We start from the raw sequence: 16555 nt of genomic DNA, 5'->3' as shown, positions 1-16555 counted from the left end.
ATATGAATCGATTCGGACAGAAAAAAACGGTTGTTTTGACATTCTGACAACGATCGCTTTCCGTCAAGCACTGCACTGTTTCAAAGTGCTCTGACAGATTCTCCTCTTGCTCCGGAATTTCTTCCAAATCGCTTTCAATCAGGAATGAATTTTGTAGGGTTGGTTAGGCCGCGAGGCCGTAACCCACCGAGCGACTTCGGATCGGTGGGTTACGCTTCGCTAACCCACCCTACGTAATGTTCACTCGAATCCCGAATGGGATTACTCCTTGTAGTAACACTACGGTTAGCCTTGAAAGGCTCGGCGTTTTAGAATGCCCCCTGCGATCCAGGGAGGTAAAACATGATACAAGCCGATCGTTCCGCTCGCTTCGCGCGCAAAGAGAATCCGGCCGATGCCTTGCTCGAGGACTACCGCGCCATTCGCAGGGACAGCGAAACCTTGTGCGCGCCGTTGGCCACCGAGGATTACGTCATCCAGGCCATGCCCGACGTCAGTCCGCCGAAGTGGCATCTGGCCCACACCACCTGGTTCTTCGAAACCTTCCTGCTAATCCCTTACCTGAAATCTTACCGGCTCTTCCACAAACAATACGGTTATTTGTTCAATTCTTATTACGAAACCGTCGGAAGCTTCTTTCCACGGCCTCAGAGGGGCCTGTTGGCGCGGCCCACCGTAGAGGAAATCTACCGGTATCGCGCTTACGTGGACGAAGCCATGGCTGAATTGCTGACTGCCCCGCCGACGTCGGACAAGGATGAAATCGCCTCGCGCCTCCTGCTCGGCTTGAATCACGAGCAGCAGCACCAGGAACTTCTCCTCACCGATATCAAGTACAACTTTGCCGTCAATCCCCTGCGCCCGGCCTACCGCCCCGCGAACCATCCGAGAGCTCCGGCAGCACCGGCATTGGAATGGCTGGACTACGGCGGCGGCATCGAAGAGATCGGCTATGCGGGCGCCGGCTTCGCCTACGACAACGAAACACCCCGCCACAAGGTTTACCTCCGGGACTACCGCCTCGCCTCGCGCCTCGTCACCAACGGCGAATACCTGGAGTTCGTCGAGGCCGGCGGCTATCGGCGGGCGGAATTGTGGCTTTCCGACGGTTGGGCGGCAGTCAGGCAGCGTGGCTGGCAGGCTCCGCTGTACTGGGAGAACATCGAGGGCGAATGGTGGCTGATGACTTTGTCGGGAATGCACCCTCTCGACGAAAGCGAACCCGTTTGCCACGTCAGCTTCTACGAAGCGGACGCCTATGCCCGTTTCCTGGGCAAGCGCCTGCCGGCCGAAGCGGAATGGGAATGCGCCGCATCCCGTTGTGCGATTCGGGGTCATTTCCGCGAATCGGGCCGCTATCATCCCGCTGCGACTTCGGAAACGGCAGGAGGCGATATCGCGCAGATTTTCGGAGACGTCTGGGAATGGACCCGGAGCCCTTATGCGCCCTACCCCGGATTCAAGCCGCTGGCCGGCTCGATCGGCGAATACAACGGCAAGTTCATGTGCAATCAGATGGTGCTCCGAGGCGGTTCGTGCGCGACGCCGGAGTCGCACATCCGCACCACTTATCGAAACTTTTTTTATCCGCCGGACCGCTGGCAGTTTACCGGCATCCGCCTGGCGGAGGATGGCTCATGACCGCTCGGCGCATCCGATTCACGGACCGGGAGCCGGCGCAGGCGGATATCCTCGACGAGGTATTGAGCGGCCTCTTCAGCCCGAAAAAACGGCTGCCCCCGAAACTGTTCTACGATAAGCGGGGCAGCGAATTGTTCGAGGCCATTTGCGAGACGCCCGAGTATTACCCGACTCGCACCGAAGTCGGCATCCTCCGCGACTCCGCTCAAGAGATCGCGGAAACCATCGGCAAGGACTGCATCCTCATCGAGCCGGGCAGCGGCAACAGCCAAAAAGTGCAGCTCCTGCTGGAAACCCTGCACCCAGCCGTCTACATGCCGATGGATATTTCCAAGGATCATCTGAAACTTTCGGTTCAGGCGCTGGGAGCCGCATACCCATGGTTGCGCGTGCATGCGATGTGCATGGACTATACCGCCGGCTTGGAACCGTTCGAGCCGCCTCCGGCTTCGGCCGAATCGAAAAAAGTCGTGTTTTTTCCCGGATCGACCATCGGTAATTTCGAGCCCGGAGAGGCTCTGGCTTTTCTTCGACGGGTCGCTCGACTCGTGGAACCGGACGGCGGTTTGCTGATCGGCGTCGATCTCAAGAAGGATCCGGCGGTGCTGCATCGGGCCTACAACGACGCGCAAGGACTGACCCGTGAGTTCAACCTGAATGTGTTGCACCGCCTCAACACCGAGTTGGACGCCGATTTCGATCCCGGTCGGTTCTATCATTACGCCTTCTACAATGTCCGAGAAAGCCGCATCGAGATGCACCTGATCAGCCGCGGCGCGCAAGAAATTCGCCTGGCCGGAGAATTCCTCACATTTGCCGACGGCGAATCGGTACACACGGAAAACTCCTACAAGTACACGGTCGAAGAGTTTCAACGACTCGCCCGGACGGCGGGCTTCAGGGTCCGGGGATGTTGGCTGGACGACTGCAATCTGTTCAGCATCCATTACTTCGACTTACCGTCGTAGGGCGAAACCACCCGATCACCAACAGCGATTTGCATACCGAAGCCCCCGCCGCCATCCATTCCGAGCGACCGCTGCTGATGCTGCGCGGAGTGACTCATGGTTATCGGGAAGGCGACCGACTGCGTCCGGTGCTCCAGGGTATCGACGGCGACATCGGCGAAGGGCGCTTCGTGGCCTTGCTGGGACAGAGCGGATCGGGGAAATCGACTCTTTTGAATCTGATCGCAGGTCTGGACGTGGCAGACTCCGGATCGATCATTGTTCGAGATCTCGATCTGAACCGGCTGCGCGAACCGGAGCGAACCCTGTTCCGGCGCAGCCATATCGGCTTCGTATATCAGTTCTTCAATCTGCTGCCGACCTTGACGGTGCTGGAAAACGTCGCCCTGCCCGCCGAATTGAACGGTTTTTCCGCCGACGAATCCCGGCGCCGGGCAGTTACGCTGCTCGAAGAAGTCGGTTTGGCCGACCGGCATGACAGCTATCCGGATTCGCTTTCCGGGGGCGAGCAGCAGCGGGTCGCCCTGGCTAGGGCGCTGGTGCACGATCCCTCGCTGATTCTCGCCGACGAACCGACCGGCAATCTGGACAGCGCGACGGGGCGGCACATTCTGGATCTCCTCGATCACGCCGTCAGAAGGCGCGGCAAGACTTTGCTGGTCGCCACCCACAGCCGGGAAGTGGCCGAGCGCGCCGATGCGGTGTGGGAGCTGCGGGACGGCAGGCTCATGTCACGATGACGCTGCTGAACAAAGCCAATCGCCGGCACTTTTACCGGCATCCGCTACAGCTCGTGCTGGCGATTCTGGGGATCGCCCTCGGGGTAGCGATGCTGGTTTCGGTGGATTTGGCCGTAGAGAGTTCGCGCCGCGCCTTTCAGCTGTCGATGAGCGCGCTGACCGGCAAGACTACCCATCACATCGTCGCCGGGATCGGACTCCTCGACGAGACGCTTTATCCCAAGCTCAGACGGGATTTAGGCGATGTGCCCATGGCGCCCGTCGTCGAGGGCTATGTCGCGGCGCACGATCAGACCCTGCGACTCGCCGGCTTCGACCCCTTCGCTGAAAGCCCGATACGGCAAGGGCTCACTCGATCCTCGTTCGCCGCGATGGTCGATCTTCTGACGGAGCCCGATACGGCGCTGATTTCCCGTGTCACCGCCCAGCGGCTCAACATCGGCCCCGGCAACAACCTGACCGTGGAGGTCGCGGGCACGCCGCGGACGGTACGCGTGGTCGGCTATGTCGATCCCGAGGAAAAGCCCGATCCCGCTTTGGAAGGCCTGCTGCTCGCCGACATCGCCACGGCCCAGGAGATACTGGGCAAGATCGGCGGGCTCGACCGCATCGACCTCGTCTTGCCCGACGAATCCCGCGAACTGGAGAAGCTACGCGGCATGCTGCCCGAAAACGCCGCGCTGATCGATGCCGCGGGACGAAACACCGCAACCGCGCGCATGGCCCATGCCTTCGAAATCAACCTGAAAGCCATGAGTCTGATGGCGCTGCTGGTCGGCCTTTTCCTGATCTACAACACGATGACCTTCACGGTGCTGCAACGCCGCCCGCTGCTCGCCAATCTCCGCATCGTCGGAGTCACTCGCAGACAGGTCATGAGCGAAATCCTGTTGGAATCCGGACTGCTCGGTCTCTTCGGCAGCTTGCTCGGATTGATGCTGGGATTGGTCGCGGCTCGCGGTCTCCTGGATCAAATCACCCGCACCATCAGCGATATGTATTTCGTCGTCACGGTGACGGAGTTTTCGGTCTCTCCTGCGGCTTTACTGCGCAGCCTGTCGATCGGAATCTCGGCCTCGGTATTGGCGGCATTGCCCGCCGCCCTGGATGCGGCTTCGACCCGGCCGGTCCGCGCCCAGCGCCGCTCCGGCCTGGAACAGAGCGTGCGCCGGTGGCTGCCGAAATTGACTTTATTGGGGATAGCAAGCGGAATCCTCGGAGTCTTCCTCCTGAACTGGCCGGCGGCCGGTCTGATTACGGCGATAGTCGGGATCTTCCTGCTGGCGGGGGCTTATGCGCTCTTTATCCCCGCAGCGATGCTGGGGCTCACCAGACTGTGTCCGCGCACCGCCAGGCCAATCGTCCGCCTGGCCATCCGAGGTACGTCCGCCGCTTTGAGCCGAACCGGTTTGGCGACGGCGGCATTGAGCATTTCGGTAGCCGTCGCCATCGGCGTCGGCATGATGGTGGAGAGCTTTCGCTTCACCATCGCCGATTGGCTGCAACAACTGCTTCAGGCCGATCTTTACGTGGCCCGTCCCACGGAAACCGGCATCGCGAGCGAACCCTTGCCCTCATCCCTGCTGGAGGACGCCGTCCGCTTGCCCGGCATCGCGGGCTTCAGCCTCGGACGCCGGACCTTCGCCGAATCCTCAGTCGGCCGCATCGAGCTCCTGGCGTTTCAGCCGGCTTACCCGGAGCGGCCGACGTTCCGTTTCAAATCGGCCGACGATCAGACGGTTTGGAAGCGGTTTATGGCCGAGCCGGTCGTCATCGTTTCCGAACCTTTTGCCACGCGGCACGGGCTGGGAGCCGGCGATTCCTTAATGTTGAGCACGTCACGAGGTCCGAAGCCGTTTGTCATCGCCGGAGTCTTTTTCGATTACCGCTCGGATCAGGGACTCGCAGTCCTGCGACGGGACTTGTATGCGGACCTTTGGAACGATACCGGCGTAACCTCGCTCGGCCTTTATCTCGCAAGCGGGATTACGGCAGAAGCGGTAAAAGCGAAAATACAGGACCTGACTCGGCAACCCGGCACCGTGCTGATCCGTTCGAATATCGAAATCCGGCAAGCCTCGATGGAGTTTTTCGAACGCACCTTCGCCGTCACCCATGTGCTGCGCCTCCTCGCCGTCGGGGTCGCGCTGATCGGGATCCTGAGCGCGCTGCTGGCGATACAGCTCGAACGGACGCGGGAATTCGCCGTGCTGCGATCGCTGGGAATGACGCCGCGGCAACTGATCGGCCTCGTGCTCACGCAAACCAGTTTTCTGGGCCTTTGCGCCGGGGTTCTTGCACTGCCCCTGGGGTTCGCCCTGGCCATGGCACTGGTCAAGGTCATCAACCTTCGGTCTTTCGGCTGGAGCATGGATTTGGCGGTTTCCGGCGTGGAGCTGTGGCAAGCGCCGCTTCTTTCGATTACCGCGGCGTTGATCGCCGGACTCTATCCGGCATGGAGGGCTAGCAGACTAACTCCGGCCTTGGCGTTGAGGGAGGAATAATGGTCGTCAAGGCTTACCCGCGTCCAAATCCTCGACCTTGAGAAAAATCCTGTTTTGCTGGCTGCGGGTGGAATAGCTTCGGCTGGCGAGCCCGCTTTCTTCGCGGACGGACGTTTCCACTTGTCCGCCGATCTCGACCCATTCGCCGAGCGCGGCCCGTATTACCGTGTGTGCGCTTTGCGTGTCGATGACGCCGAACCGGTCCCGGCTGAGCCGGTCGGACCAAGGCGACAGCTCTATGATCACCTCGCTGCCGGACAATCTGGGCGTTACCGCAAATCCGGTGGTTGCCGGCCGGTATTCGATGTTTTCGCTGTAGCCGTACCCATAGCCGTAATAGGATTGAGTCGGAACAGGGATCTGTTCTCCGACTTCGATATAGGCGGATCGCCCCTCCAGAGTCTGCAACTGTTGCGTGTGGCCGGCTGAATCGCGGCCTTCCGACTGATAAAGATGCCCGCGGATACGAATATCCGAATCGGCCGGACGGTTCAGATCGATCCGTCCGCGCAAACGCCCCTGCGCATTCAAGGTTTCCGTGGACAGATCACGGCCTTGAGTGACCGTGATCAGAAGTCTGTGCGAACTTTTATCGAGCTGCCGAACCAAGTCGCGGATTTCTTCGACCTTTCCGGGGTCGGCCTTCAGAATAAGCCGATCGCGGGCGGGGATCACGACATCGCCCGGCCCCAGCAAGGGCTGGATCAACGGCACCATCTCATCCGACGGACGGTGGAACAGCTCGATGGTCGACAAATCCTGAGCGGCGGCCGGGGCATTCGAGACTGTGACGGCGATTGCGATAAAGGCGAGACGTAGCCACATATCGGCACGAAAAGCTTAGGTTTCCACGTCGAGACGCAGCAAGCTGTCGGCAGTCAGGCGATCGGCCATGGCCCGATCGTACAAATCGAGATAACGCTGAGCGCTTTGCTGCCAAGAAAAATCCTTGCTCATACCGGCTTTTTGGACCTTCTCCCGAAGCACCTTATTCTGACAAAGCACGAAACCTCGATTCAAGGCGTGGAACAAATCATCGGCGGCAGCATCGCGGAAAACCACCCCGGTAGCCCGGCCCATCGTCAGATTCGTGGCGTTGGCATCGTCCACGGTATCCGCCAAACCGCCCACATGACGTACGACCGGCACGGCCCCGTAGCGTTGGCTGTACATCTGATTGAGACCGCAGGGCTCGAACCGGGAAGGCATCAGGAATAGGTCGGTACCGGCTTCGATTAGGTGCGCGCTCGGCTCGTCGTAACCCAGCTTGACCGCGATACGATCGGGATACAGACGTGCCCAGTGCAATAGAATCTGCTCGTATCGGGCTTCGCCGCTGCCCACGATGACGAGCTGAATGGGCATCCGAATCAGCTTGGGCAGAAGCTCGATCACGAGATCGATGCCTTTTTGCTGAACCAAGCGCCCGACCCAAGCCATCAAAACGATCCCGTCATCCTCCGCCAGCTTGAACGCCCGCTGCAACGCCGCTTTGTTGGCCGGCCTTTTTTCCAGCGAATCGATGTCGAAATTCGTCCCAATGAAGGGATCGGTGGCCGGATTCCAAGCGTCGGCATCGATACCGTTGAGTATGCCGCTGAGCCGCTCCCGGCGATGCTTGAGCAAGCCTTCGAGTCCGGCACCGAACTCCTCTCCCTGAATCTCCTCGGCATAGTGAGGGCTCACGGTAGTGATCCGGTCGGCGAAAACCAATCCTCCTTTGATGAAGGACAACTGGTTGTAAAACTCCAGCGCCTGACTGGACCAAAATCGATTCGGCAAGCGCAGCTTGACGAAGGTTTCGTGAGGAAAGACTCCCTGATAGGCGAGATTGTGGATCGTGAAAACGGTGGCTGGCCGTCCCGGCTCGTCGCTGAGCAACGCGGGTGCCAAACCGGTTTGCCAATCGTTGCAGTGCACGATGTCGGGCTTCCATCGGAGTCCCAGCCGATTCATGGCCATCTCCACGGCAACATGGCACAACAACGAGAACCGCTCGGGATTGTCGGGCCAGGGTTTTCCATCCGGCCCCAAATATGGATTGCCGGACCGCCCGAAGTACTGGGGATGGGCGAGCAGCCAAACCGGTACCGTCGAACCGGGCAGAACGCCTTCCAGAATGGCAATTTCGCCATCGCCGTGCAGCAGTCGGACCTGTTCGAAATGACCTGCCGCCATGGCCGAAGCATATCCCGGAAGCAGTATGCGGACATCGTGGCCTAGGCCCTTTAAGGCTATCGGCAGGCTTCCCGAGACGTCGGCGAGCCCCCCGGTCTTAATGAGCGGATACGCCTCGCTGGTGACGAAGAGTATTTTCTTCATTCGGGAGGTTCCGGTTCATCCTCCTTAAGAACCTCGCAAGTCAAAACGATTCCGGCCAAAGGGGGCAGTGTAAGACTGATGGAATACGGCCTTCCCATCCATTCCTTTGCTTCCGTGGTCACGGCGCTATTGCCGATATTACTCCCGCCGTAATGACGCGAGTCGGAATTGAAGATCTCTCGGTAGACGCCGGGCTCCGGCACGCCGATGCGATAGTTCTGCCTCGGCACCGGGGTAAAATTGAACACCATGACCGCGAACTCGTCGGAGGACCGTCGCAGATAGCTCAGAGTCGACTGAGGCGCATCGTGGCAATCGATCCATTCGAAGCCTTTTTGTTCGAAATCGAACCTATGTAACGCCGGGTTTTCCCGATAAAGGCGGTTGAGATCGCTCACCAGTTGCTTGAGTCCGCTGTGATTGGGGTACGCGAGTACATACCAGTCCAAAGCCTTGCTGAAATTCCATTCACCGCCTTGACCGAACTCGCAGCCCATGAACAGCAGCTTCTTGCCCGGATAAGTGAACATGAAGGTGTACAGCAAACGCAGATTGGCGAAACGCTGCCAATCGTCTCCCGGCATTTTTTGCAGCATCGAACCCTTGCCGTGGACGACTTCGTCATGGGAGAACGGCAGTATGAAATTCTCCGTGAACGCGTACAGCAAGCCGAAGGTCAGCTGATCGTGATGATAATGGCGATGGATGGGGTCCTTGCTCATGTAGAGCAAGGTGTCGTGCATCCAGCCCATGTTCCATTTCATCGAAAAGCCCAACCCCCCGGTCCAGGTGGGACGGGTCACCTGCGGCCAGGCGGTGGATTCTTCGGCCATGATAAGCGTGCCTGGAAATTGCTGGTGCGTCACGGTATTGAGCTCGCGCAGAAAGGCGATCGCTTCCAGATTCTCGTTGCCGCCGTACTTGTTGGGGATCCAGTCGCCGGGTTCACGGGAATAATCCAGGTAAAGCATCGAGGCGACCGCATCGACGCGAAGTCCGTCGAGGTGAAATTCTTCCAGCCAGAATAACGCACTGCCGATCAGAAAATTGCGGACTTCGTTTCGGCCGTAGTTGTAGATCAGCGTACCCCAGTCGCGATGTTCGCCGAGCCGCGGGTCCTCGTGTTCGTATAGCGGCGTACCGTCGAACCAGGCCAACCCGTGCGCGTCCTTCGGAAAATGAGCGGGCACCCAGTCCAGAAAGACACCGATTCCGTTTTGATGGCAGTAATCTACGAAGTAGCGGAAATCCTCCGGAGTACCGAAACGGCTGGTGGGCGCAAAATAGCCGGTGGTTTGATAACCCCACGATCCATCGAAAGGATGCTCGGTGATCGGCAGTAATTCGATATGGCTGAAGCCCTGCTCCTTGACATAGGCCACGAGTTGCCTGGCCAGCTCCCGGTAGTTTAGAAATTCGCCTTCGGCATCATGCCGCCAAGACCCTAAGTGGACCTCATAAACGGACATGGGCTCGTGGAGCCAATCGCGGTTCGCGCGGTGTTCCATCCAATCGTCGTCATTCCAATCGTAAGCCCGGTCGGGCACGACCAAGGAAGCGGTATTCGGGCGTAGCTCGAACTGCCGGCCGTAAGGATCGGTTTTTAAAAGAACGGTACCCTGCTGGCGGTTGCGAATTTCGAATTTGTACAGCGTTCCGGGTTCGAGCTCGGGAATGAATAGTTCCCACACTCCGCTGTTGCCCCGGACCCGCATCGGATGCCGCCGCCCGTCCCAGGCATTGAAATCGCCCACCACGCTGATTCTCTCCGCGTTCGGCGCCCATGTTGCGAACAGGATGCCGTCGATCCCGTCCACGGTGTGCGGATGGGCACCGAGGATACGATAGATATGCCAATGTTTGCCTTCGCCGAAAAGGTAAAGGTCGAAGTCGGAAAGCTGCGGCGGAAACGTATACGGGTCGATATGGCTTTGCGGCTGCCCCGACTTGTCCGTCCATAACAGGCGGTAATGCTCGGGAACGGAATCATGATCCAGATGACATTCGAACACATCGGTGCCGGGAATGCGTTGCATGTCCGGGCCTCGCTCCCCGATCCGCACCGTCTCGGCTTGCGGAACAATCGCCCGGATGACATCGCCACCCTCGGTCCGATGCCGACCCAAAACCGCAAACGGATCGTGGTGGCGCGCCAGAACGATCCGCTGCAATTCAGAATCCATCTGAGGCAAAACGCCGCCGGCTTCGTTCGCGGATTGTGTGTCGGTCGAGTTCACTTTATTTGGCCTCTGATAGTAAAATATAGCCGTTGGCAAATGCCCGAAACACCTGGGCGTTATGGTATCAAATTTGCGCCCCCAGTGGATGGCACAGTCTAAAGGAGCCTTTCATGCCAGAGTCGATGCATGCGTCCCGTTTCGTCAGCCGCCTTACTAGGCATACTTTGGCTCTTATTCTGGCTGGAGGCCGCGGAACACGATTACATAAGCTGACCGAGTGGCGAGCCAAACCGGCCGTGCCTTTCGGAGGCAAATTTCGAATTATCGATTTCCCACTTTCAAATTGCATAAACTCGGGCATCAGACAAGTTGGCGTATTAACGCAATATAAAGCGGACTCGTTAATTCGGCATATTCAGCAGGGTTGGGGGTTCTTACGAGCCGAACTGGGCGAGTTTGTCGATATCCTGCCTGCCCAGCAGCGCCTTCAGGAAGCTTGGTATGCCGGGACCGCCGACGCGGTATACCAGAATTTGGATATCTTCCGCCAAAGGGACCCTGAATATATCCTGATTCTCGCCGGCGACCATGTCTACAAAATGGATTACGGCTTGATGATGGCCTACCACGTGGAAATGCAGGCCGACTTGACCATCGGTTGCATGGAGGTGCCGCTAGCCGAGGCGAAAGCGTTCGGAGTCATGCATGTCAGTGAAGACAAACGCGTCTCCAACTTTGTCGAAAAGCCGGAAAATCCACCGCCCATGCCGAATCGGCCCGATCATGCATTGGTGTCCATGGGCATTTATGTCTTCAACACCGGCTTCTTGTTCGAACAGCTCATCAAAGATGCGGACACACCGGGTTCGAGTCACGACTTCGGCAAGGACATCATCCCCGCGGTAATTAAAAAATATCGAGTATTTGTCTATCCATTCCGCGATGTACAAAGTGGCGTACAAGCGTACTGGCGAGACGTCGGTACTGTGGACTCTTATTGGGCCTCCAACATGGAGCTGATCGGCATCGATCCCGAGCTTAACTTGTACGATAAGGATTGGCCGATTTGGACTTATCAGGCACAAACCCCGCCCGCCAAATTCGTGTTCGACGACGACGATCGCCGTGGAATGGCGGTAGATTCCATGGTATCCGGCGGCTGTGTTATCTCCGGCGCCGAAGTCAGGCACTCGCTGCTGTTCAGCAATGTCCGCGTGAACTCGTACTCCAAGGTAAAGGATTCAGTGATATTGCCGGATGTTAACGTCGGCAGGCACTGCCGCATTACCAAAGCGATCATCGACAAGGGCTGCCATATTCCACCGAATACCGTGATCGGGGAGAATCCGGAAGAAGATCGAAAACGGTTCTATGTCAGTCCGGGTGGCGTGGTTCTGGTGACTCCGGACGCTCTCGGACAGCGGCTGCATTTCGCCCGTTGAGGCTCGGTTAATCTTCCGGCTTTCTGCATTGGCGCTTAAAGCGCCATCGAAAATTATTTGATAAAAAAAGCTCTTGCGTTTTGAATGGCGCCCACATCGCTATTTCGCTCGATCTCTCCGAGATCCCCCTTAGCCAGCTAGTGTGATCGAAAAATTGCGCGCGCAATGCCCTCAAAACACCCGCGGCGAATCCCGGGCGCCCGTCGGGTGGATTGCACAGCCGTCCTCGAAAACGTATTTGCCGGAATCCCGGCAAGGAACAAATCAGCTTGATACGCCTTTTAACTTGCACTTGTCTCTTGACATCAAACCACTGTCGTCCAGCAATATCCGCGAAAAAGACGCTCCAAATCTCCAAACATCCCGTTAAGCGCTAGCGAAAGCATATCTGGGAAAGTCCCAACTCATAGTCGTTAAGGTGGGGAATTGACGCACGCACACAGCATATTGGACCGGCGTCGGGCCGGCATTCTTCTGCATATCACGTCCCTGCCCGGCAGTCTCGGGAACGGGGACTTGGGTCAAAACGCTTATCGATTCGTCGATTTTCTGGCTGACTGCGGCATAAGCGTCTGGCAAACGCTTCCGATTAATCCGACCCATGCCGATGGCTCACCCTACCAGTGCTTGTCGGCCCATGCCGGCAATCCGCTGATGATAGATCTTAAATGGCTGTCTGATCGCGGCTGGCTACCGGCGCCGCCGGATTCTATCGGCGAAATCTCGGTCGCCGATTATCGATTTCGTTGCCTAAAACAGGCCTTCGGCTCCTTCCAAGCATGCTTGCAAAGCGAATACCGCACTGCTTATGACGAATTCGTTAAAAAGCAGAACTGGTGGCTATCGGATTATGCGCTGTTCATTGCTCTACGCGAGGAACTCGGCAGCAAGGCATGGCAGGAATGGCCCAACGCCATTCGGGACCGAGAGCCAGCCGCGCTGGAAGCTGCCCGATTACGTCTGGCGGATCGCATCGCTCAGGTTGAATTCGAGCAATTCGTTTTTTTCGAGCAATGGACGGAGTTAAGACGCTATGCCAAGCAGAGAGCAGTCATGTTGTTCGGCGACATGCCGATATTCGTCGCCGGCGACAGCGCCGAGGTGTGGGCCTGTCGAGAATGTTTCGATTTGACCGAGACCGGTTATGCCCGCGTCGTGGCCGGAGTGCCGCCCGACTATTTTTCGGCTACCGGCCAACGCTGGGGAAATCCTCACTATAACTGGGAGCACATGAAAGCGACCGGCTTCCGCTGGTGGCTGGATCGATTCCGGAGTCAGTTGGCGCTTTACGACTGGGTACGCATCGACCACTTCCGAGGTTTCGAAGCATACTGGGAGATACCGGCCGAATCCGAAACGGCGATTCACGGCCGCTGGGTGAAGGCTCCGGGCGACGCCCTGCTGGAAACGGTATTCGCCACGCTCAACGGCTCGGGCTTACCCTTGGTTGCAGAGAACCTGGGCATTATCACACCCGAGGTGGAAGCGCTTCGCAACCGGTTTGATATTCCGGGCATGCTGATACTGCAATTCGCCTTTGACGGGGGCGACGATAATCCTTATCTGCCCCATAACCACACCGAGAACAACGTGGTCTACACGGGGACTCACGATAACGACACGACGTTATCCTGGTACGAAAACTTGTCGGAGGAACAGCGTCATCGTGTTTCCGAATACCTACTTGATCATTGCGGGGATAACAAAGTGGGAATGCCGCAAAGCCTCGTTCGATGCGCGCTCGCGTCTGTGGCGAGATTAGCGGTAATACCGATGCAGGATGTCCTGGAATTGGGTCATGGACATCGCATGAATACGCCCGGAACGATCGCCGACAATTGGCAATGGCGTTTTTCTTGGGAGCAGCTTACAGAGCATAAGGCAGAAAAACTGGCTGAGTGGGTCCGCGATCATGGGCGCTGCTGCTAGCCGTCCGACACAAAGCTGATTTGGAGTTGACCGACAACGCCCCGCGCGCAACGTATTGTACGCGACGAGAGATTAAGTAGACGGGTTTGAAAATGGCCAAAAGAAGCTTTGTTGCATAAGTCCGGTGAGGGCTAGGCCGTAACTACGGCTGATTTTCTCAACCTCCTTACGCAACAAAGCTTAGCGATCAGATGCTCCTCCGAGCCGTTATTTTTTCCTCCGGTTTTAGCGCTTGCCTTGCAGGTATTGGCTCCTGCTTCAGCGGCAAAATTTCCTAGGGTTTTGCGTTCTCGATCTGTTTCTCGATTTGTGCCCTTGTTTCCTCATAGGCCTTGGCGGGCACGCTTTCCATTTCCCTGCTCTTCAACAGGAAAACGCCGACAACAGTCGCTATGATGATACCGCCGATGTAGAGCCAGAAATTGTCTTTTTCTTGTTCCATCTTTCTTACCTCAACAAAACTCTTTGGTTTGTGACACAACGCTCCCTGACATCAAGAGCGTCCATGACGACGTAACTCGGTTACGCCCGCTGGTGGAAACCCGCGCTAGAGCCGATTACCACGCAACGGGACACTATTCTATGAGCGTTAATAATGATGTTCAAGATTGTAGCCTTGACTTTTTAGGGGCGTGACACGAATTAGGCTTTCAACCCTCTCGTTTTACGTAACTTTGTTGTCGTTCAAAGACTCGTGTAAGTACGCGAATACTCCCTCCGCTGCCCGTTCTATCATCTCTCGCACCCGGTAAAAAACGATTTCTTCCCCATGATATGGGTCGGGAACATCACGTGTCTTGAACTGAGGCGCAAAGTCTAGAAGATACCGAATCTTGTGGATGTGGGCTCTCGGACAAATAAACCGCAGCGCGTCGTAATTTTCTGCATCCATCACCAAAATGTGGTGGAACCTCTGAAAATCCGCGAGCAAAATCCTCCTTGAGCGTAAACCGCTGATATCGATCCTCCGCTCCAACATGGCCCGCTGAGCTCGCGGATCGGGTGGGCGCCCCAAATAGTGAGCATGGGTTCCGGCCGAGTCTATGAATATCTTGTCCGTGTAACCGGCATTCTTCACCAGTTCTCTTAGGGCTCCCTCGGCCATCGGAGACCGGCATATATTAGCCATACAACAAAACAGGACGTTGACTTTGTTCATTGTTTGCGGTCGCTCCGGAAAATGGAGCTTCAGGTACTTAGGACGGTTCCAGGCTATCGCGACAGCCCACTCATTCCCCCATTTGCAACAATAGGCCGCGTTTACGGGCGACATGAAAGGCGAAAAGATAAAGAGCGAAACCGATCAAGAGGTAAATCAGGTTCAACAGAACGGCCATCCAAAACGAATCGAGAGAAAAAACATGATCTCGCACAACGGCACGCATACCTTCGAAGACATGGCTGGAGGGTAACAGCAAAGCAATTTTTTGCAGCCAATCGGGAAGCACGGAAATTGGATAATAAATCCCGCTGAGCGGCGCAACTGCAAAAATCACGGCCCAAGCCAGACTTTCCGCTCCTAGTCCGTAACGCAATACGAGCGCGACCACCATCAACCCGATAGCCCATCCCATGACGAGCAGGTTTGCAAAAAACGCCACGAGCGGAAGCCCCATATCGAAAATCGAGTACCGATACAGAACGACCGCCAGACCCGCTGCCGCCCCGACGCCGATCGAGGTTCTCAAAAAACTGACCGTCAACAAGGCCATGACCAATTCGTAAGGACGCAACGGACTGACGAACAAATGCCCGAGGTTTCGGGAATACATCTCTTCGAAAAAGACTACGGAAACACCTAATTGGGCACGAAACAACACATCCCAGAGTAGAACGGCGCCTATCAACAATCCCGCAGCCTGGGCCACCCATTCACTGTGGCCGACGAAGAATTGGTTGATAAACCCCCACAAAATCATCTGCATGGTCGGCCAATAAATGAGCTCGATCAACCGAGGCCAGGAGCTGCGCATCAAATACAGATAGCGCATGACCAAGGCGAAAACACGTTGCAAGCTCATATACATGTATACACGCTACACTAAGCGGACTGGCGATCTTGGTCGCGCGCGATATCGATGAAAACCTGCTCCAGACTGTCTCGTCCGTATTTCTGCACCAGCATCGCGGGCGTATCCCGATCTACGATACGCCCTTGCTTGAGAATCAAGACGTTATCGCATAGCCGCTCCACCTCCTGCATATTATGGGAAGCGAGCAGAACTGTGGCCCCGGATTTTTCCTGATAGGCTTTCAGCAAGGTTCGGACCGTATCCGCCGAAGCCGGGTCCAGGGAAGCAGTCGGCTCGTCCATCAGCAACACTTCGGGCTCGTTCAAGAGCGCTTTGGCTAAGGCGACGCGGGTACGCTGCCCGGCCGAAAGGGAACCGTAGGCGCGGTTCATCAATGCTTCTAGATCGAAACGCTCCGCAAGAGACCGCAAGCACGCGGCTCGATGCCGAACGCCGTAGAGACGGGCATAAACGTCGAGATTCTGTTTCACCGTAAGCCGATGCGGCAAATCGACGTAGGGAGAGGTAAAATTCATGCGGGACAGCGCGGGATACCGATTCTTGATCATATCCACGCCCATGATCCGAATACTCCCAGAAGATGGCAACAAGAGTCCCAACAACATCGCCAGAGTGGTCGTCTTTCCTGCTCCATTGCCGCCGAGTAAGGCACAAGTGCTTGCTTCCGGTACCGCGAAAGAAATTCCGTCCACAGCCGTCACCGAGCCAAAGCGCTTGTTAAGACCACGAACCTCGATGGCGGGAGCCCGCATAAACTTCTCCTCTACCGAATGATCTCGTATCGCACAATGAATCC

At 57.0% G+C, this 16555-nt stretch carries 13 protein-coding genes; 6 read left to right on the top strand and 7 right to left on the bottom strand.

Translation table 11 applies throughout. From position 1 onward, the window contains the following. The first annotated feature begins 342 nt into the window (after positions 1 to 342). From egtB to B2A78_RS13695, 4 genes are read left to right on the top strand one after another with little or no spacing between them, the layout of a single operon-like run. A complete protein-coding gene (egtB, locus tag B2A78_RS13710; protein WP_077730564.1) occupies positions 343 to 1641 on the top strand; it encodes an ergothioneine biosynthesis protein EgtB in 1299 nt (432 codons plus the stop codon). After that, complete coding sequence (gene egtD, locus B2A78_RS13705; protein WP_077730563.1) at positions 1638 to 2609, top strand: L-histidine N(alpha)-methyltransferase; 972 nt, start codon at positions 1638 to 1640, stop codon at positions 2607 to 2609. The genes egtB and egtD overlap by 4 nt, the downstream gene beginning before the upstream one ends. Positions 2610 to 2638: 29 nt before the next feature. After that, positions 2639 to 3349, top strand: a complete 711-nt coding sequence (locus B2A78_RS13700; RefSeq protein WP_205780780.1) for an ABC transporter ATP-binding protein — start codon at positions 2639 to 2641, stop codon at positions 3347 to 3349. After that, the gene (locus tag B2A78_RS13695) at positions 3346 to 5853 is read left to right on the top strand and encodes an ABC transporter permease (protein ID WP_077730562.1); all 2508 of its coding nucleotides are present in this window, start codon (positions 3346 to 3348) and stop codon (positions 5851 to 5853) included. The genes B2A78_RS13700 and B2A78_RS13695 overlap by 4 nt, the downstream gene beginning before the upstream one ends. A 6-nt stretch (positions 5854 to 5859) precedes the next feature. On the opposite strand, the gene B2A78_RS13690 is transcribed toward B2A78_RS13695, so the two are convergent. Genes B2A78_RS13690 through glgB form a run of 3 tightly spaced genes read right to left on the bottom strand, consistent with a single transcriptional unit; the run spans position 5860 to position 10358 of the window. Next, positions 5860 to 6678 (bottom strand): hypothetical protein, encoded by an 819-nt coding sequence (locus tag B2A78_RS13690; RefSeq protein ID WP_077730561.1) that lies wholly within the window; start codon positions 6676 to 6678, stop codon positions 5860 to 5862. Positions 6679 to 6693: 15 nt separating this feature from the next. Next, positions 6694 to 8175, bottom strand: a complete 1482-nt coding sequence (gene glgA / locus B2A78_RS13685) for a glycogen synthase GlgA (RefSeq protein ID WP_077730560.1) — start codon at positions 8173 to 8175, stop codon at positions 6694 to 6696. Next, entirely contained in the window at positions 8172 to 10358 is a 2187-nt protein-coding gene (gene glgB / locus B2A78_RS13680; RefSeq protein ID WP_077730612.1) for a 1,4-alpha-glucan branching protein GlgB, read from the bottom strand. Before glgB ends, glgA begins: the two co-directional genes overlap by 4 nt. A gap of 167 nt (positions 10359 to 10525) precedes the next feature. Between glgB and glgC the strand changes: the two genes are divergently transcribed. Together glgC and malQ are read left to right on the top strand one after the other, a co-directional pair. Next, the gene (gene glgC / locus B2A78_RS13675; RefSeq protein WP_077730559.1) at positions 10526 to 11797 is read left to right on the top strand and encodes a glucose-1-phosphate adenylyltransferase; all 1272 of its coding nucleotides are present in this window, start codon (positions 10526 to 10528) and stop codon (positions 11795 to 11797) included. 426 nt (positions 11798 to 12223) lie between these two features. Continuing rightward, complete coding sequence (gene malQ, locus B2A78_RS13670; protein WP_240502531.1) at positions 12224 to 13726, top strand: 4-alpha-glucanotransferase; 1503 nt, start codon at positions 12224 to 12226, stop codon at positions 13724 to 13726. Positions 13727 to 14000: 274 nt separating this feature from the next. Here malQ and B2A78_RS26085 read toward each other — a convergent pair whose 3' ends face one another. The 4 genes from B2A78_RS26085 to B2A78_RS13655 form a co-directional block, all read right to left on the bottom strand. Then, a complete protein-coding gene (locus B2A78_RS26085; protein ID WP_168175425.1) occupies positions 14001 to 14168 on the bottom strand; it encodes a hypothetical protein in 168 nt (55 codons plus the stop codon). 222 nt (positions 14169 to 14390) lie between these two features. Beyond that, complete coding sequence (locus B2A78_RS13665) at positions 14391 to 14885, bottom strand: low molecular weight protein-tyrosine-phosphatase (RefSeq protein ID WP_077730558.1); 495 nt, start codon at positions 14883 to 14885, stop codon at positions 14391 to 14393. Positions 14886 to 14955: 70 nt separating this feature from the next. Next, positions 14956 to 15747: an ABC transporter permease gene (locus B2A78_RS13660; RefSeq protein WP_205780779.1), complete on the bottom strand. Its 792-nt coding sequence runs from the start codon at positions 15745 to 15747 to the stop codon at positions 14956 to 14958. Between the two features lie 20 nt (positions 15748 to 15767). After that, complete coding sequence (locus tag B2A78_RS13655) at positions 15768 to 16511, bottom strand: ABC transporter ATP-binding protein (RefSeq protein WP_077730556.1); 744 nt, start codon at positions 16509 to 16511, stop codon at positions 15768 to 15770. Positions 16512 to 16555 lie beyond the last annotated feature (44 nt).

Source organism: Methylocaldum sp. 14B, assembly GCF_002005105.1.
Lineage (GTDB): Bacteria > Pseudomonadota > Gammaproteobacteria > Methylococcales > Methylococcaceae > Methylocaldum.
This window is presented reverse-complemented; position numbering and strand designations above follow the sequence as displayed.